At 53.6% G+C, this 18,418-nt stretch carries 18 protein-coding genes; 9 read left to right on the top strand and 9 right to left on the bottom strand.

Annotation, left to right across the window (positions count from 1 at the left end; translation table 11 throughout):
* Window positions 1-57: 57 nt before the first annotated feature.
* The 8 genes from xylB to SMB34_RS16245 form a co-directional block, all read right to left on the bottom strand.
* Window positions 58-1,509 carry a xylulokinase gene (gene xylB / locus SMB34_RS16280; protein WP_037991666.1) on the bottom strand — a complete coding sequence of 484 codons (1,452 nt, stop codon included), beginning with the start codon at window positions 1,507-1,509 and terminating at the stop codon, window positions 58-60.
* Window positions 1,510-1,574: 65 nt separating this feature from the next.
* Window positions 1,575-2,264 carry an HAD family hydrolase gene (locus SMB34_RS16275; RefSeq protein WP_037991665.1) on the bottom strand — a complete coding sequence of 230 codons (690 nt, stop codon included), beginning with the start codon at window positions 2,262-2,264 and terminating at the stop codon, window positions 1,575-1,577.
* A gap of 9 nt (window positions 2,265-2,273) precedes the next feature.
* A complete protein-coding gene (locus tag SMB34_RS16270) occupies window positions 2,274-3,335 on the bottom strand; it encodes an ABC transporter ATP-binding protein (RefSeq protein WP_037991664.1) in 1,062 nt (353 codons plus the stop codon).
* 11 nt (window positions 3,336-3,346) lie between these two features.
* A complete protein-coding gene (locus SMB34_RS16265) occupies window positions 3,347-4,399 on the bottom strand; it encodes an NAD(P)-dependent alcohol dehydrogenase (protein ID WP_037991663.1) in 1,053 nt (350 codons plus the stop codon).
* Window positions 4,400-4,403: 4 nt separating this feature from the next.
* Window positions 4,404-4,661, bottom strand: a complete 258-nt coding sequence (locus SMB34_RS16260) for a DUF2160 family membrane protein (protein WP_051682344.1) — start codon at window positions 4,659-4,661, stop codon at window positions 4,404-4,406.
* 4 nt (window positions 4,662-4,665) lie between these two features.
* Window positions 4,666-5,502, bottom strand: coding sequence for a carbohydrate ABC transporter permease (locus tag SMB34_RS16255; RefSeq protein WP_037991662.1), 837 nt, complete (start codon window positions 5,500-5,502; stop codon window positions 4,666-4,668).
* Between the two features lie 4 nt (window positions 5,503-5,506).
* Window positions 5,507-6,385 (bottom strand): carbohydrate ABC transporter permease, encoded by an 879-nt coding sequence (locus SMB34_RS16250; RefSeq protein WP_037991661.1) that lies wholly within the window; start codon window positions 6,383-6,385, stop codon window positions 5,507-5,509.
* Between the two features lie 118 nt (window positions 6,386-6,503).
* A complete protein-coding gene (locus tag SMB34_RS16245) occupies window positions 6,504-7,937 on the bottom strand; it encodes an extracellular solute-binding protein (protein ID WP_037991671.1) in 1,434 nt (477 codons plus the stop codon).
* A gap of 210 nt (window positions 7,938-8,147) precedes the next feature.
* Between SMB34_RS16245 and SMB34_RS16240 the strand changes: the two genes are divergently transcribed.
* From SMB34_RS16240 to SMB34_RS16230, 3 genes are all read left to right on the top strand, one after another.
* The gene (locus tag SMB34_RS16240; protein ID WP_037991660.1) at window positions 8,148-9,104 is read left to right on the top strand and encodes a sugar-binding transcriptional regulator; all 957 of its coding nucleotides are present in this window, start codon (window positions 8,148-8,150) and stop codon (window positions 9,102-9,104) included.
* Window positions 9,105-9,202: 98 nt separating this feature from the next.
* Complete coding sequence (locus tag SMB34_RS16235; RefSeq protein ID WP_037991659.1) at window positions 9,203-9,934, top strand: SDR family oxidoreductase; 732 nt, start codon at window positions 9,203-9,205, stop codon at window positions 9,932-9,934.
* A gap of 28 nt (window positions 9,935-9,962) precedes the next feature.
* Entirely contained in the window at window positions 9,963-10,691 is a 729-nt protein-coding gene (locus SMB34_RS16230; RefSeq protein WP_037991658.1) for an SDR family oxidoreductase, read from the top strand.
* A gap of 324 nt (window positions 10,692-11,015) precedes the next feature.
* Here SMB34_RS16230 and SMB34_RS16225 read toward each other — a convergent pair whose 3' ends face one another.
* Window positions 11,016-11,774, bottom strand: a complete 759-nt coding sequence (locus SMB34_RS16225; RefSeq protein ID WP_205618060.1) for a GntR family transcriptional regulator — start codon at window positions 11,772-11,774, stop codon at window positions 11,016-11,018.
* 315 nt (window positions 11,775-12,089) lie between these two features.
* Here SMB34_RS16225 and SMB34_RS16220 point away from each other — a divergent pair, with 315 nt between their 5' ends.
* The 6 genes from SMB34_RS16220 (at window position 12,090) to araD1 (ending at window position 18,374) form a co-directional block, all read left to right on the top strand.
* Complete coding sequence (locus SMB34_RS16220; protein WP_037991657.1) at window positions 12,090-13,088, top strand: TRAP transporter substrate-binding protein; 999 nt, start codon at window positions 12,090-12,092, stop codon at window positions 13,086-13,088.
* Between the two features lie 70 nt (window positions 13,089-13,158).
* Window positions 13,159-13,713 (top strand): TRAP transporter small permease, encoded by a 555-nt coding sequence (locus SMB34_RS16215; protein WP_037991656.1) that lies wholly within the window; start codon window positions 13,159-13,161, stop codon window positions 13,711-13,713.
* The gene (locus tag SMB34_RS16210) at window positions 13,710-14,996 is read left to right on the top strand and encodes a TRAP transporter large permease (protein ID WP_223305179.1); all 1,287 of its coding nucleotides are present in this window, start codon (window positions 13,710-13,712) and stop codon (window positions 14,994-14,996) included. Before SMB34_RS16215 ends, SMB34_RS16210 begins: the two co-directional genes overlap by 4 nt.
* Window positions 14,993-16,015, top strand: a complete 1,023-nt coding sequence (locus tag SMB34_RS16205; protein ID WP_205618059.1) for a 4-hydroxythreonine-4-phosphate dehydrogenase PdxA — start codon at window positions 14,993-14,995, stop codon at window positions 16,013-16,015. Before SMB34_RS16210 ends, SMB34_RS16205 begins: the two co-directional genes overlap by 4 nt.
* 188 nt (window positions 16,016-16,203) lie before the next feature.
* Complete coding sequence (locus tag SMB34_RS16200) at window positions 16,204-17,376, top strand: L-rhamnonate dehydratase (RefSeq protein ID WP_037991668.1); 1,173 nt, start codon at window positions 16,204-16,206, stop codon at window positions 17,374-17,376.
* A gap of 11 nt (window positions 17,377-17,387) precedes the next feature.
* Entirely contained in the window at window positions 17,388-18,374 is a 987-nt protein-coding gene (araD1, locus tag SMB34_RS16195) for an AraD1 family protein (protein WP_037991667.1), read from the top strand.
* Window positions 18,375-18,418: the final 44 nt, after the last annotated feature.

The raw sequence follows: 18,418 nt of genomic DNA, 5'->3' as shown, positions 1-18,418 counted from the left end.
CAAGCCTGTTTGCCAGGTTCTTTAAAGTGAGCGCTAATCCTGCCAAAATCCAGGATGTTACTGGCAAGATTTTATGGCGAGATACGCAGAACTGTACTTTTGATAAGCATCATCAAATGTGCTCGTCAGGCCTTTGTCCGGATCAATTGTTTCCCTGACTTCCGGGAGGCTCATGACACTATTCGCGGCCAAACCGGTGGCAGCCGTGATGCCAAGTCGTGCAGCACCGAGTGCTGCTCCAAATTCGCCGCTTTTGGGAAGTGACAATGGGACGCCAAGAGTAGTTGCGATCAGCTGTATCCAGTATCGGGAGGCCGACCCTCCGCCAATAGCGATCAAACGATCCAGTTTAGCGTTGGTTGCGGCCAATGCCTCAAAGCTGTCTCGCAAACCAAACGCAACACCTTCAAGCACGGCACGCGTAAGATCTTCGCGGCTGGTTTCGGTCGCCAGTCCTGTGAAGCTGCCACGGATCTCTGCATCATTATGTGGCGTTCTTTCCCCCGCCAGATAAGGGAGATAGCGGACAGTGCCGGGTTTTTTCAGGTTGCCATCAAGCTTTGAAGTTAGCTCTGTCGGGTTTTGACCGGTGATGCGCGCAAGCCAGTTCAGACTGTCTGTTGCCGAGAGCATAACGCCCATCTGGTACCATCTTCCCGGGATGGCATGACAGAATGTATGCAACGCGGTTTCTGGTGCCGGATGATAGCCGTCGCGTGCTGATAGCAACACACCAGATGTGCCAAGCGAGACAAATCCCTGTCCTTCATTCTGCGCGCCAATGCCACAGGCCGCTGCTGCATTATCACCCGCACCACCGGCAACCGAAACCGGCCCACCAAGACCCCATTTGTCCAAAAGAGCGGGACGCAGGCGACCGGCTTCGTCCGTACCTTCGACAAGGCGGGGCATCTGATCTTGGCGCATGTTTCCGGCAGAAAGCAACGTGTTCGACCATGTCCGATTACCCACATCAAGCCATGAGGTGCCCGCGCTATCCGACATGTCCGCAACATATTCCCCGGTCAGGTAATAGTTAAGATAAGCGGCGGGCAGAAGAACCTTTGCGGTTTTTGCAAAAATATCGGGTTCGTTTTCCCGCACCCATTCAAGTTTCGGGGCGGTAAATCCCGGAAAGACGATATTGCCTGAAATGGCACGAAACGGTTTTTTCGCATCAAGGTGCGCGGCCTGCGTATGAGAGCGCGTGTCATTCCACAGAATACAGGGGCGCAAGACCCGTCCGCTGTTATCCAGAAGTGTCGCTCCATGCATATGGCCGGCTACGCCAATACCCCGCAGCGCGGCAAACTGCGGATAATTATCACGCAGCTCGGCAATGGAATCTTCCAGTGCCGCAATCCAGTCCGAAGGATTTTGCTCAGACCAGCCCGGGTGCGGATGACTGGCGTGATAGCTGCGTTCCGCTGAGCCTATCGGCACACCACCGTCGTCAATCAGCAGTAGGCGGATACCGGAGGTTCCCAGATCAATTCCAAGAAAAGTCATCCCAAAGCCTTCTGTGGAAATTCAAGCTGCCATATCTTGAGCGATGGCATGCAAATGTGTTGATGTTACGCAGGCTTGTGCAGAATTGCATCTCCAACGTCCAGAAGGCATTCAAAGATTTCTGACGCACCGGCGGATTTAAGCAGTTGGGTTTGATGTGAGCGAATATCATGTAAATGCGTTCCACCTACAAAACCTATAGCTCTCATCCCGGCTGAGATAGCGCCTTTTACGCCATGCGGAGAGTCTTCAATAACAACACAATCTTTGGGATCGGTTGCAATACCCTCTGCGGCAAGCAGGAATAAGTCAGGCGCGGGTTTGCCATTGGCGACCTGCTCGGCACTGTATGCGGTGCCCGGGAAATGCGCGGCAAGACCCGATATCTCGAGAGTTGCTGTCATTCGCCGCAGGGAGCTGCCGGTTGCCAGTGCCGTTTTGATCCCTGCATTGGAAAGCCGATCTAACAACATTTCCGCATTCTCAATCTGTTGGAGGCGCGTTTGATACTCTGTTAGCAGGCGCGTTTCGACCCGGTCGATAAAATCGTCCGGGCAGGCCTGGCCGAGACGTTCGGAGACATGTCTGCAAATGTCTTGGATCGAAACCCCGAGAAACCGGTCACGGATATCATTAACCGTAATGCCATCAATTCCGAGGCGGTGCATTTCGGTTGCCAAAACCTCAAGTGACAAGGGTTCGCTGTCGACCAGACAACCGTCAAGGTCGAAAATTACTGCGGCAGGTGAATTCATCGGGCTCCCCTATATCCGCAGTTCGGTATCGCGGTCGAACAGATGCACGTTGACCGGATCAATCACATAATGAAGTTCAGAACCGGGGCGTGCAGAGATACGCTGTTTGACCAGGGCGTCAATGAGGTCACCGTTTGATTTCGCAACGATCTGGGTTTCAGAACCTGTTGGTTCAACGACCACGACATTCATTGCAATCCCCTTATCGCCAATGTCGATATGTTCGGGACGAATGCCGTAGGTCACTGATTTTCCCGTTGGTGTTGTGGTCGGTGGTATTGGCAGGATCAGGCCGTTATCGGACTCAAAGTGCTTCGTGCCATTGTGTTCGGTTATCTTGCCATGAACGAAATTCATCGAAGGTGAGCCGATGAAGCCAGCAACAAAAACGTTTATCGGATTGTCATACAGATCCAGCGGAGAACCAATCTGCTCGACCCGGCCATCACGCATGACGACGATTTTGTCCGCCATGGTCATTGCTTCGATCTGATCATGGGTGACATAGACAATCGTTGTGCCAAGACGCTGATGCAGTTCCTTGATCTCAACGCGCATGGTCACGCGCAGTTTGGCATCCAGGTTTGAAAGCGGCTCGTCAAACAAGAATACTTGCGGATCTCGCACGATGGCGCGGCCCATGGCGACACGTTGACGCTGGCCGCCGGAAAGCTGCTTGGGATAGCGGTCAAGAAGATGGGCAAGATCGAGAATTTCGGCGGCGTCGGTAACCTTCTGCTTTATCTCGCTTTCCGGTCGTTTTGCCATCTTGAGCGGGAAGCCGATATTTTCATACACCGTTTTGTGGGGATAAAGTGCATAGCTTTGGAACACCATTGCAATATCGCGTTCTTTCGGCAGAACATCATTCACGATCCGTCCGCCAATCGAAATGGTGCCTTCGCTGATTTCCTCTAGCCCGGCAAGCATGCGCAACAGTGTTGATTTGCCACAACCAGACGGCCCCACCAGGACGACAAACTCGCCATCCTTGATGTCGACATTCACCCCGTGCATGACCTGAATATTGGCGTAGCGCTTGATTACGTTTTCTATTTTTACGTCGGCCATAAGGCTTCTCCCTATTGCGGCAATTCGATCTGCAATTTGACGTCCGCCGGTGGGGCGGATGCTGCGATCTCGAATGCGCGCACGCTGTCTTCGAATGCGAATGTTCTGGTGATCAGGGGTTTTACGTCGATTGCGCCGGAACTCAGCATGGCAACACAACGCGGAAAGACATGGGCATAACGGAAAATATTCTCGATCCGGGCTTCCCGGATCATCGCTGCCCCTGCGTCATAGCTGATCGGATCAGGCTGACCGCCAATCATGACGACACACCCACCCGGGCAAAGGGGTTCAAAAACCCCGGCGGCAGCCTTGGGCGAGCCGGTGGCTTCAAACACGATATCGGCCCCCCAGCCATCGGTGTCGCGTTTGATCACCTCGGGGATGTTTTGGGATTTGACATCAATTGGGATGATCGCGGCACTTAGGGATGCTGCTATTTCAAGCTTTTTTTCGGCAAGGTCGGCGACATACACCCGGGCACAGCCACCGGCCAATGCCGACAATGCGGTGACCAGTCCGATGGGGCCAGCCCCGATGACCACTGCGATATCGCCCGGTTTGATCCGGGCTTTGGTGGCGGCGTGGACACCCACTGCAAGCGGTTCGACCATGGCGGCCTCGGCAAAGGATACATTGTCGGGAAGCTTGAAGGTAAAGGCTTCGGGGTGCACACAGGTCGGGCGCAAAATCCCGTGTACCGGCGGGGTTGCCCAAAAGCGGACAGCCGGATCAACATTATACATGCCAAGGCGGGTTGCCTTGCTGTTGGGGTCGGGGACACCCGGCTCCATACAGACCCGGTCACCAACGGACAGCGTTGTGACATCGCATCCGGTTTCGATCACGGTGCCGGATGCTTCGTGCCCCAGGATCATTGGCGCATTGACCACAAATGGACCAATCCGGCCATGGGTGTAGTAATGTACATCCGATCCGCAAATGCCGACGGTATGCATCTTGATGCGCACGTCGCGTGGGCCAAGGACCTCTTCCTCGCGGTCAATGGCAGGAAAATCGCGCAGGGCGATGTCGTCTTTTTTTTCCAGAACCAACGATTTCATGGCGTTATCCTTTCCTGACGATAAAGACAGCAAGAGCAAGGGCAATGGCATTCGAAATCCAGATGGACAGACCCATTGGCTCCAGGAAGCGGAACCAGAACAGGGACAATGCCACCCAGATCACGACCGAGATAAAGCACCGGTCAAAGGCATTGGTTTCGATTGGCAGAAAGCCGTGCCGTTCTTCCGGGGCCTTGGTTTTTTCGGTGTCGTCTTCGGTCAGCGAGGCTGTATCAAGCTGTGTCGTATTGTGTCTGGTCATGGTGTTATCCTTTCACCGCGCCAAAGGTCAGACCGGCAACAATATGTTTTTGAACCAGTCCGAACACGATCAGGGCAGGGATCAGGGTGAAGACTGAAATCGTGGCCATGATTCCCCACTCGGTCCCGGTGGTCGTGACATATTCCGAAAGGCCGGTGGTCAGGGTACGGGCATCGAAATTGGTAAGTGTCGCGGCCAGCAGATACTCGTTCCAGGCAAACACCCAGGTCAGGATCAGGGTCACAGCAAGCCCGGGCCGACAAAGCGGAAAAACGATTTCGGTAATAACTTTCCATGGGCTTGCACCATCGACATAGGCGGCTTCATCCAGTTCCCGTGGGATGGCGTCAATCGTCGGGCGCAGGGTCCAGATCGCAAACGGCAGGTTAAAGGTGCAATAGACCAGAATCATGCCAATCCGGGTATCGAGCAGCGTGAAATCGCCAACCCGGTAAACCTGCGTCATCAACAGGAAAAGCGGCAACAGGAACACTGCGGGCGGTGCCATACGGTTGGTGATCGTCCAGAAAAAGATGGATTCCTTGGCGCGGAGATTGAAACGCGATAGCGCATAGCAGGTAAAGAAACCAAGCACTGTGCACAGCACGGCATTCCCGGTCGAAATCACCAGTGAATTGACCATGTAGCTTCGGATCAACCGATTACCGAGAACCTCGACATAGTTCCCCCAATAGGGATTGCTAACCAGAATGTCCGGTGTGCTGAAAAGCTGAACCGCGGGTTTGACCGAAATGACAAACAGCCAATAGATCGGAAACAGGGTCAGAAGGCTGATCAATATCCAGAAAAGCGTTGTCAGCAGCGGATTGCGCTTTTTCATCGTCTTATCCCTTCCGGTTCTTGCGCGGTGCGAGCATGCTGACATAGAGCAGCCAGCAAACCACGATGGTCAGGTACAGCACGATCACCGAAATGGTAGAGCCATAGCCGTAATTGGTCTTGGGGAAGACTTCCTTGAAGATATGCACGCCAAGGAAACGGGTGGACGATCCCGGGCCACCCCCGGTTAGCATCCAGACTTCATCGACCGTGCGCAGGGCATCCATCAGGCGAATGAAAACGGTTGCGACCAGAGCCGGTGTGATCATCGGAAGGGTGATGTGCCAGAATGTCTGAGCTTTGTTCGCCCCGTCGATCTGGGCCTGTTCAAACGGATCGCGTGGCAGCGACACCAGTGCCGCGATCAGGGTCAGGGTGACAAGCGGCGTCCAGTGCCAGATATCCATGATGACGATGGTCAGGAAAGCCGCGGGGGCGGATGTCCCGATATTCATCGTGATCCCGAACCATTCATCCAGATAATGGGGGATGATCCCGATGGATGGTGTGGTCATCAGCTTCCAGACCGACCCGACAATGATCGGTGCCATAATCAGTGGCAGAGTATGGATCGTGCGAAAGATCGATTTCCCGGGAAATTCCCGCATAAAGGCCTGGGCCAGCAAATAACCGATCACCAGTTCGGAGAGAACGGCAAAGATGACAAAGGCAACTGTCACGCCCAGCGAATTCAGGAATGCGCTGTCAAAGACGATGCGCCGGAAATTCTCCGCGCCGTTGAAAATCATTTCGGGGGATGCCGCAAACGGGTTCCATTGATGGAACGAGACGAAAACGACATACAGGAACGGCAAAACGCCAAAGAAAAACAGGATCACCAGCGTAGGGGCCAGGAGGATCCAACCAAGCTTGTTGGATTGCATCGTCAACTCCCTGGAAAAAGATGCAGTGTGGCGGTCACGCCGCCAAAGCGGGGATCATGCCGGGATCTGGTCGCTGCCCATGGGGCAGCGACCATGAAAGGTAAGTTGGGGAAAGGCCTTACTTGCGATAGCCAAGATCGGTCAGCTCGGCCTCGGCCTTTGCTGCCATCTGATCAAGTCCCTCGTCCGGGCCAAGGTCGCCCGTCAGGATTTGATACAGGATCGGTGCAGTAGCTTCGCGAACCTGTGCGTGGAACGGATATGCCGGGGCGCCGGCAAACAGATATCCCTTGTCGCGCAGCAGGTCATAATATCCGCCAAGTTCTTTGTTCATGGCCTGGACTTTGGGATCATCATAGGTCGATTTGTTGGTCACACGCGGTGCGGCAACCGCCCAGTCCGGCTGAACTTCGTCCTGACCGATATACTGCAGGAACAGCATCGCGGCTTTCTGGTTTTTTGACGTTGCTGGAATGCCAAAGGCACCCCCATCGTAATAACCGATATAACCTTTGCCGCCTTCGACTTCCTCAAGGATGCCGTCTTCCATCGGGGGCAGGGCGACACCCACTTTTCCAACCACAAGCGATTTGGATTCATCGGCTGCGATCCAGCCGGCGTTTTCACCATAGACCAGACCTTGGGCAACACGACCCGCACCGAATGTGGTGCCGACTTCCGTCCAGGTCGAAGCATTGCTTTCAGGCGGGGCAATGTCGCGCATGCTCAGCCACCACTTCATGGCTTCCTTGGCTTCGGGGCTATTCATCGAACCCCCATTGGCAACGGATGCGGCATAGTTGTTGTCCGCATCAATGCCCCAGTTATAGACGCCATAAGTCGGGGCAATGGTTTCAAAGAACTCGTACCAGGATGCCGGATGGCCGGTATGGGCCTGTGCGGTGGTGCCCCACAGATCCAGATCGTGATCTTCGCCCCACTTGGTGAAGAAGCGGGCGATCTCGCCATATTCTTCATGCGTGGTGGCCGGTTTCAGTTCGTGGCCGGTTTCTGCCTTGAAGGCTTCCTTGATTTCCGGATCGTTGAACAGGTCGGTACGATAGAGATAGATCTTGATGAAAGCTTCCATAGGGACGCCATACAGGTGACCGTTTTCACCACGGAAGTAATCGGCAAAGGTGGTGAAGTTGTTCTCGCTGTAAGTCGGTGCCTTAAGGGACGGATTGTCGGCCAGAAGTTTGGTCGTGTCTGTCAGGAAGTCGCGCGCCAGATAGGAATAGACAATGTCCTGTTCGATAAAGACCATGTCATAGATGCCGGTTCCAGCTTCCATGTCCTTGATGGCCTTGTCATACATCTGATCCCAGGACGTGGTCTCGATATCAACGCGGATACCGGTCAGTTCCTCGAATTGTGGCGCGAGGACTTCGCGAATGTAATTGGATGGCGGTGTGGATTCCGTCACGCCATGCAGTGTGACATCCTGATAGGGGGCGGCTGCTTCTTTCCAGAATGCATCATCAGCATAAGCAGTGCTTGAGGCGACAGCCATGGCGAAGGCTGAGACGCCCACTTTGAGTGCAAAATTCATTGGATATTCCTCCCGTTGATTGATGGGGGATCGCATTTGGCAGTCTTGCGCTGCATTGGATTTGCGATTCCGGTCGCCGGAAGAATGCATATGTAATATATTTGATGCAAGTGAAAATTTTCATTTGTAATTTTTGAATTACATTTGTTAGTTTGCGTGACATGACAATTGCACAGGGCCAATGTGCAGGGCGACAAGAGGAAATAATTCATGCCAAGAGAACCACTTGAGGATAGCGAAGGTTTCGTGACCGAGGTCTGTTGGCGCTATTACGTGAACGGCCAGACACAGGCGGAAGTCGCGCGTGATATGGGGGTGACCCGCCTGCGTGTTAATCAGGCCATTCAGAAAGCAAAGTCGCTGGGGTTGGTGAAAATCCAGATCGAGTCGCCGTTTGTAACCCGGCTTGAAGAACAAAAACGTTTGGAACAGGCAGGTGTTGGCAAAGCGCTGGTCGTGCCGGTAGATCATAACAATTATGACTATCACGCCCCTGTTGGCGCGGCACTTGCCCACTATCTGACAACCACGCTCAAGACTGAGCCGTGGAAAAGGATCGGGGTTTCCTGGGGGGTAACATTGCAGCGCGCGATGGAGCGTTTGCCGCTTCATTCCCTGCCGGATCTGGAAATTCTTGCCCTGATGGGCGGGACGGCGGCCGGATCATCCTTTAATGCCTTTAGCATTGCTTCGGGCTTTGCCGAGCGGTTTGACGCCAACTATTCACATCTGGTTGCACCGATTTATCTGCCCGATGATGTCGATAAAGACGTCTTCTTAAGCCAGGAAATCTATGCCTCTCATATCGAGCGGTGCCTGTCTGCTGATGCCGCCCTTCTGGTCGTGGGGGACGTGTCCGATCTTTCATTTATGGTGAAATATGGTTTGCCAGGGGATCTGACCATGCAGGAATTGCGTGACGCGGGTGCGGTCGGGGATGTTCTGGGCCGTTTTCTTGATGCTGATGGGAACGAGATTGACCATCCGCTAAACGAGCGAACGGTCGGGGTCGACCTAAACGCGCTAGCAGATATTCCCAACAAGATCCTGACTGCGGCCGGCAAACACAAGGTCCCAATCATTCATGCAGCGATCAAGCGCGGGTTGGTGGACACACTTGTTACAGATGATCTGACCGCAGATATTCTGCTGGAACGTATGACTTAATCAGTGACGCAGTGCATCGCAAAACGAGAAAAGCAGCGGCAAACAATAAACCAGCCATGGTGCAAATTGCGTAATCATTATCAGGGAAACGTCGCTTCATGACCGATACATTCAAGGGAAAAACAGTCGTGATCACAGGGGCTGGCAAAGGCATCGGTCGTGCCTGCGCCCATCTTCTGGCTGGACGCGGTGCCTCCGTCATCGCCATGGCCAGAACACAAGGTGATCTTGATGCGCTGAGCGCCCAGATCGGGGCGCGCGCGATTCAGGTGGATTTGTCCGACAGTAGGGCGGCACGCAATGCCATGCAGACAGCAGGGACGGCAGATTTTCTGATCAATTGTGCCGGGACTAATGTCCTTGAAAGTGTGCTTGAGATGACCGATGCGGGGTATGAAACCGTGATGGGCATCAACCTGCGGGCGGCTTTGATTTGTGCGCAGGAATTTGCTCGTGCCCGGGTGAGAGCAGGTGGTGGTGGGGCGATTGTTAATGTGACATCCATCGCCGGGCATCGCGGGTTTGAGGAGCATATGTGCTATGCCGCCTCCAAGGCCGGGCTGGAAGGTGCGACCCGCGTCATGGCCAAGGAGCTTGGACCGTACGGTATTCGGGTCAATGCCATTGCCCCCACTATTACCATGACCGAACTTGCCGCGACGACATGGTCGGAGCCGGCCAAAGCCGATCCGATGATGGTTCGTCACCCCCAAGGGCGCTTTGCCGAGGTAGATGACGTTGCCCGTTCGATCATCATGTTGTTGAGCGACGATGCGTCCTTCGTCAGTGGGGCTGTCTTGCCTGTGGATGGCGGTTTTCTGGCTGTCTGATCTCAATCATTTTTATCGGAGACGAATTATGGCTCAATCTCTTCAGGGCAAAGTTGCTGTTGTCTCTGGCGCTGCCTCGGGCATCGGTCTTGCTACTACGCGCGCGCTTCTTGAAGCTGGCGCACAGGTTGTGATGGTTGACTACAATAAGGATGCCCTTTCTCAGTTGACGACTGAATTGGGGGCGAATGCTATTGCGCAACATACCAATCTGCTTGATGCAGATAGCTGTGCTGCGATGGTTCCCGAAATCCTGCAAAAGGTCGACCATATCGACATTCTGCATTGCAATGCAGGTTCCTATATCGGTGGTGACTTGACCGAAACAGACACCGCAACGATTGACCGGATGCTGAACCTGAACGTCAATGCCGTGATGAAGAATGTTCGTGATGTGATCCCGCACATGCAGGAACGCAAAACCGGTGACATCATTGTGACGGCTTCCGTTGCAGGTCATATGCCGATCCAGTGGGAGCCGGTTTACTCCGGATCAAAATGGGCAATCACTTGCTTTGTGCAAACCATGCGTCGCCAGCTAAACAAATACGGCATTCGTGTTGCACAAGTTTCGCCGGGGCCGGTCGTTTCGGCCCTTTTGGCAGACTGGCCTGAAGAGAACCTGCGTAAAGCCAAGGAAAATGGCGCGCTGCTTGATCCCGAGGAAGTATCCGATGCGGTGATTTACATGCTGTCGCGCCCGCGTACGGTGACCATCCGTGACATGATCGTTTTGCCCACCAACTTTGATATCTAACTTTACGGTTTTGGCACAGGCATCTTGAAATTTCTTGATGTGCCTGTGCCAAAGATCAACATTTGCGTTGCGGCTAGGTTGTTAAACTTACCGCCAATTGAAAGACGCTATAGCAGGTTGCTATTTGGCAGAAGATACCACGACTTCGATCAGGGTATTTGCGCCAAGTTCATTGACGCCGATTGTTGCACGAGTTGGCAGAATTTCGCCGGGGAGCCATAGCCAGCCAGCGGTTACCAAGCTTTTTATTGATTGCAGCCAAAAAAGAAGGCCCCCGCTTTCGCGGGAGCCAGTTCCAGCAGTGCCGGTTCGCGTGTTTCTGGATTAATCGTTATCGTGATGATCCACGGTGCCGACTTGACCGTCTTCGCTGACTTTGATCCAGGTGCTGCCGAGGTGGTTGCGCATCAGGTCATTCAGTTTGACGGCATCACGACTTTCAATGGCTTTCAGAATTTCCTCATGCTCGCTAATCGCGGTTGGCCATTTTGTATTGCGCATGTTGGATCGATAACGGATGCGATAAAGTCGCGCATTCATGCGTTCATGGGTTTCAATCAGCAATGGATTTCCCGATGCCATTACAAGGGCGCGGTGAATCCGCTGGTTGAGTTTGAAATAGGCGAGGCGGTCCTTGCGGGCAAAGGCGGCAAGCATTTCGTAATGCAGGGCACGGATTTCGTCGATTTCTTCGTCGGTCGCGCGTTTGCAGGCCAGTTCCCCGGCAAGACCTTCGATCCCGCCAAGAAATTCAAGCATGTGCTTGACGTCTTCGGGGCTTGGATTTGCCGCAATCGCACCGCGTGAAGGCAGAAGTTCGACAAGGCCGTCAACGGCCAGAATCCGCAAGGCTTCGCGCAGGGGGGTGCGTGATATATTAAGCTGTTGAGCCAATGTGCGTTCGCGGATCGGTTTGCCCGGCGGAATGATGTCTTGCACGATCATGTCGCGCAGGACATTTGCTGCCTGTTGGGCCAGCGGCAGGTCGCTGTTCTCCGAGATGGTTGCGAGTGGTGCATCGACAATCGGCTCGTAGGTGTCGAGGTCGGATTCTGATCCGGCGTTTAGCGTGATGTTACTCAAACCATTCTTCCCTGCGTGTCGTCATTGCGCAAACTATAGGATGCGTAATGAATAAGAGCAAGGCAAAAATGGTATACCAAAAAATATGGTATACCATTTGGGGGTGGAGGAAGGTGGATCTTGCCAATGATGATTGATCCTAAGTTTTTGTTTTTTATCAAATTTTGTGATTTTCTGTCAATGAAGTCGGACCTAAGGTGATTTTTTGTTGACTCTCGGTATCTTCAATATGGTATACCAAAATCAAGCACGGCAAAGATCGTGCGTTCCCAGCTACCGGTGAACAGCGAAATAGATATAAATCGGGAGGAATACATGACCCACACAGGTCGTATCCGTAAATTTGTCGCTGCCGTAACATTTGGCAGCATCACGTCCATTTCCGCACTCGCAACTGCAAATGCTGCAGACGAGATCGTATTTGCCATCAGTGCCGAGCATGGTTCGCTTCAGGCGAATACTGCGGCTGAGTTTACCCGTCTTGCCAATGAGCGACTTGGTGACAAGGCAACGGTGAAGCTTTTTGACTCTGCCCAACTGGGCAAGGACAAAGAGCTGATGCAGCGCCTGAAGCTTGGGACGGTGCAGATTACTTTGCCGTCATCGACCATGCCGACCATTGCAGACAAATTTGCCCTTTTTGATTTGCCGTTCCTTGTGAAGGATCGTGATCAATTGGCAAAAATCGAAGAGTCTGTTTTCTGGCCGACCGTCGCCCCGCAGGCTGAAGAGGCCGGTTACAAAATCCTTGCTCTTTGGGAGAACGGTTTCCGTCAGATCACCAACAATGCGCGTCCGATCAATGTTCCGGCCGATCTTGATGGTATCAAGTTACGCACGCCGCAATCTGAATGGCGGGTTGCCATGTTCTCGAATTATGGTGCGAACCCGACGCCGATGGCCTTTTCCGAAGTCTTTGTCGGTCTTCAGACCGGTGTCATTGATGGTCAGGAAAATCCGCTGACCAACATCGAGGCTGCCAAGCTTAACGAAGTGCAGAAATACCTGACGCTTTCGGGGCATATCTATTCGCCGTCTTATCCGACCATGTCGGTTACGGTCTATAATGACCTTGATCCGGAAGTTCGCGACATTCTGGTCAATACCGCGCGCGAAGTGGCCCTTTGGTCGCGTGATGCCGGTGCGAAGGCTGACAAGGCGCTGCTTGATGAGCTGACGGCAGGCGGTATGGAAGTCAATACGGCTGATCGTGCCGCCTTTGTTGAAGCTTCCAAGCCGATCTATGACAAGTTCGCATCCGAAATTGATGGCGGCAAGGCACTGGTTGATGCCGCCCTTGCGACTGCAGACTAAATCGGGCGGGGCAACCATCCGTCCGGTTGCCCCGCATTTTCTTCCTTCGTTTTCCTTAGGAGAGAACGCGATGCAGTTCGCAGCAGTTCTGTTCCGGCGTACACTGGAAGTCTTTACCATGACATTGATCACGTTTCTGGCGTTGATCGTGATCCTGGCAGTGATCTTCCGCTATAGCGGTTATTCCCTGGTCTGGTATGACGAAGTGGCTTCGGTGATGCTGGCCTGGATTACCTATTACGGCGCCGCTCTTGCCGCTGTGCGCCGATCCCACCTCAGTTTCTCGGGTGTTCTTCTTGCCCTGCCTCTGACCCTGCGCAAGATCGTCTTTCTGATGGGCGAGGCCATCGTCATTGCGATGTTTGCTGCAATGGCGTGGGCTGGCTGGTTTGTTCTTCAGATCATGGGGGGCGAAACCCTGATTTCGTTGCCCTGGGTTGGCTTGCAATTCACTCAATCTGTCATTCCGGTCGGCTGTGCGCTGTTCGTGATGGGTCAATTACTGAGTTTGCCGGAAGCATGGCAGCGCATGGTGACGGCACTTGATGTCGAAACCGAAGAAATGAACCACGAAATTGCCAAGGCGCAGAAAAGCGATGTGCCGTTCAATGAAAGGGCAGCATGATGGCCGTTTCAGTCATTCTTCCTTTGATGTTTTTCCTGGTCTTTATGGGGGTTCCGATTGCGGTATCCATCGGTGCGGCTGCACTGGTGGGGGTTTATTCCCTGCATGGAGTTCCGGGTTTCTACAATGCCGCACTTGCCCTGTTTGACGGTGCGACCAGCTTTCCCCTGATTGCGATCCCGCTATTCATTCTGGCGGGCGCATTGATGAACACCTCATCGATTTCGCGTCGGCTGATCGACTTCGTTTCGGCCCTGATCGGGTTCATGCGCGGCGGTCTGGCGATGGTCAATATCGGGGTGTCGTTATTCTTTGCCGAAATTTCGGGTTCTGCGGTAGCGGATGTTGCCGCGACCGGTTCGGTCCTGATCCCTGGCATGAAGCGCAAGGGATATAAAGGCACCTTTGCGGCTGCGATAACGTCGTCTTCGGCATCCCTTGCGATCATTATCCCGCCGTCAATTCCCATGATCCTTTATGGGGCGCTTTCGGATACCTCGATTGTGCAACTGTTTGTTGCCGGTGTCGTGCCGGGCCTTCTGGGGGCATTCGGGTTGATGTGTGTCAGTTATTACTTTGCAGTAAAATATGACATTCCGCGTGATGAACGTTTTGATCTGGCGCGCGTTCGCAAAACCTTCCGTGAAGCGGCCTGGGCACTGACCCTGCCATTCATCATTCTGGGCGGTATTTTCGGCGGGTTGGTAACAGCGACCGAAGGAGCTGGCCTGGCGGTGGTTGCCGCGGTTGTTATCGGGGCCTTCATCTATCGGGAACTTGATTTTTCGATGTTCCTTGATGCCCTGCGCGAAGGGATCAACCAGACAGCAACCGTGATGCTGCTGGTCGCGACCTCGGCTGTGCTGGGTCTTTATCTGACCGAGGAAGGTCTGCCTCAGATGCTGGCTGCGGCGATCACCGGATTTACCAATGATCCGTTCGTCGTGCTGATGCTGCTTAATGTGCTTTTGCTTGTTCTTGGCTGCATATTGCACGGTGCTGCTGCGATCATTCTGGTGGTGCCGATTGTCTTGCCGCTGATCCAGCAGGTCGGGATTGATCCCGTGCATTTTGGCATCATTCTTACCCTTAATCTTGCCATTGGTCAGCAGACCCCGCCTGTCGCCAGTGTGCTGGTGACATCCTGTTCGATTGCCAAAACCGATATCTGGGAAACGACCAAGGTTAATGTGCCTTTCATCGGCGTGCTGTTCGCTGTGCTGATGGCGGTCACCTACCTGCCCTTCATTCCCATGACGCTTGTGGAGTTCTTTTATAGATGACTGTTAATGTGAAACCGCGTTTGGCGGTAATCCCCGGCGACGCCAACGGTATTGGTCCGGAATTGCTTCTGCGTCTTCTGTCGCGCAGTGATATTCGCGAGAAGGCGGATGTGGTGGTGATTGGCGACAAATGCCTGATTGAACGCGGCCGCAAGGATTCCGGTCTGGATATCAATCTGGCAGCAGTCAAGGATCTCCCGGCAAGCTGGCCAAAAGATGCCTATCCCTATATCGAAACATCATTTTTCGATCCGGATCAGATCAAACCCGGTGTGGTCGATGCTAAATCCGGTGCGGCAAGTCTGCGCACGCTTGACGTCGCCCTTGACCTTGCACGTGACGAAAAAGTTGATGGCATTTTGTTCATGCCGTTCAACAAGGAAGCCATGATCCGTGGTGGCATGGGCCATGAGGACGAGCTGCATTATATGGCCGAGCATATTGGTCATGATGGTCCGATCTGTGAGTTCAACACCATGGAAGGCATGTGGACCAGCCGCGTGACCAGCCATATTGCACTGGCACGTGTCGTGGAAAACATTTCGGTCGACCGGATTGTTGATGCGGTTCGACTGATTACCGATGCTCTTGTCGCCAACGGGATCGATAAGCCACGGGTTGGTGTTGCTGCTCTTAACCCGCATGCGGGCGATGGCGGGAATTTTGGTCGCGAGGAAATCGACATTATCGCGCCAGCGGTAGAGAAGGCCAAAAGCCTTGGACTTCCGGCGGATGGGCCATGGCCGGCCGACACCATTTTCCTAAAGGCGCAAGCCGGGGAACTTGATGCGATTGTCACCATGTATCACGACCAGGGGCAGATCGCGATAAAGCTTCTGGGCTTTGATCGTGGTGTGACCGTGCAGGGGGGGCTTCCGATCCCGGTTGCAACCCCTGCGCATGGTACGGCTTACGACATCTCCGGCCTTGGCAAAGCCAATGTCGGGGCGACCTTGGCAGCATTTGAAATTGTCGCAAGAATGGCGGGAAGCCGACGTCAGGCCCGATTGGCCGCCTGACGATCAGTACCTGATTGTTTTTGCCGTCGGACGGGTTGCGTTCTCCCTGCGCACCCGGCCCGTGGCAAGGTTCTTATCATAAATTCTGGTTCGATCCGGAGACCGCCCAGGACATGTGTCTTGTGTGAACGTCACCGCTTTGTTCGAAAGCCCGATTTGCGGGCACTCCATCTGAAAGGATGATTGCGATGAAAATCAAAAGTATCCGCACACGTGTGTTGCGCTGGAACGGTAAAACCGTCGCCCCGCAGGCCAATTTCTGTACCAATGCATCCGATGCACTTTTTGAGCGCGGCGACAGCATGGGATCCTTCCGGTTCCATGAATGGCTGATCTGTGAAGTTGAAACCGATAACGGTATTGTCGGTATTGGTAACGCGGCACTCGCACCGACGATCACCAAGCAAATCATTGAGACCTATCTTGCGCCGCTGGTGATTGGCGAAGACCCGTTCGACAATGAATATCTGTGGCAGAAAATGTATCGCCGTACCCATGCGTGGGGCCGTAAAGGCGTTGGTATGGTGGCGATTTCGGCGATTGATATCGCGATCTGGGACATCATGGGCAAGGCAACCGGCAAACCGGTATTCAAGTTGCTTGGTGGTAGAACCAAGGAGCAGATTCCTGTCTATGCGTCCAAGCTTTATGGTCAGTCGATTGATGCACTTGCCAAAGAGGCCCAGAGTTATGTCGATCAGGGTTTTGATATGGTCAAGATGCGCTTTGGCTGGGGGCCGAAAGATGGTCCCGCAGGCATGCGCAAGAACCTTGATCTGGTCAAAACCGTACGCGAAGTCATCGGTCCGGATCGTGATCTGATGCTGGAGTGTTACATGGGCTGGAACCTTGAATATACCAAGCGCATGTTGCCCAAACTGGCAGAATTCGAGCCCCGTTGGCTTGAAGAACCGGTGATTGCCGATGATCTTGCGGGCTATGCCGAACTGAACAACATGAACATCGTGCCGATTTCCGGCGGTGAGCATGAATTCACGAATTTCGGATTCAAGACGCTGTTGGATATGAATGCACTTAGCGTCATTCAATATGACACCAACCGTGTTGGCGGTATTACCGCCGCCCAAAAAATCAATGCACTGGCGGAAGCCTATCAGGTGCCGGTCATTCCGCATGCCGGTCAGATGCATAACTATCACCTGACGATGGCGAACCTGAACTGCCCGATATCGGAATTCTTCCCGGTCTTTGATGTCGAGGTCGGAAACGAACTGTTCTACTACGTATTCAAAGGCGACCCGGTGCCAAAGAACGGTTTCATTGATCTTGATGATGATCTGCCCGGTCTGGGGCTTGAAATCGCCGAGGATGCGCTTGGTGAATTCGAGATCATCGAATAGGGGCCATGATCATGCGTTTGGTTCAATTCATTGCCGAAAACGGCAAGCGCCGGGTTGGCGTTGTTGATGGTGACAAAGTCGCCCCGTTGGCCGGGGTAGACACGGTTCGCGATCTGGCAGCAATTGCCATCGACCGGGGCATGACCATGATCGAAGCGGCGGAATGCCGCTTCGACGAGGCCCGCGAAAGCTATGATGTGATTGCATCTGCAGGGCGGTTGCTGTCGCCGATTGATCATCCCGATCCTGCGCATCTTCTGGTGACGGGAACCGGTTTGACCCATTTGGGATCGGCATCGGCACGGGCAAATATGCATCAGGCTGCCAGTAAGGCCGCAGATGAAACAGACTCAATGAAGATGTTCCGAATGGGGCTTGAGGGTGGAAAGCCGCCTTCGGGGGAAAAGGGAATTCAGCCCGAATGGTTTTACAAAGGCGATGGTTCGATCATTGCGGCACCTGGCGATGATATCCCAAGTCCGTCTTTTGCCCTTGATGGCAGCGAGGAGCCGGAAATTGCCGGGGTCTATATCAATGATCCTGATGGCTTTCCGGTGCGCATCGGTTTTGTGATCGGGAATGAATTTTCCGATCATGTGATGGAGCGGCAGAACTATCTGTATCTTGCTCATTCCAAGCTTCGTGCCTGTGCCATTGGGCCTGAATTATTGCTTGGTGACCTGCCGGGGCATGTCGAAGGGGTTTCACGTGTATATCGTGACGGTGGCATTCTGTGGGAGAAGCCGTTTGTCAGTGGGGAAGAGAACATGTCTCATTCCATCGACAATCTGGAATATCACCATTTCAAATATGATATTTTCCGACGCCCTGGGGACATCCATTTGCATTTCTTTGGAACGGCGACGCTCAGTTTTGCCGATGGCATTCAAACCCGCGACGGGGATGAATTCGAAATCGAGGCAAAGCCTTTCGGGCGCCCGTTGCGCAACCGCCTTGCGGTCCAGCCAGAAGAGCCGGTTAAAGTCCGCGTGATCTGATCAAGCAAACAGGGGAAACTCATGTCCTATAACCTGACAGGAAA

This window comes from Thalassospira permensis NBRC 106175, assembly GCF_000714555.1.
In the GTDB taxonomy this organism is placed as follows: Bacteria; Pseudomonadota; Alphaproteobacteria; order Rhodospirillales; family Thalassospiraceae; genus Thalassospira; species Thalassospira xiamenensis.
The sequence above is the reverse complement of the archived record's forward strand: the minus strand, read 5'-3'. Positions and strand labels throughout refer to the sequence as shown.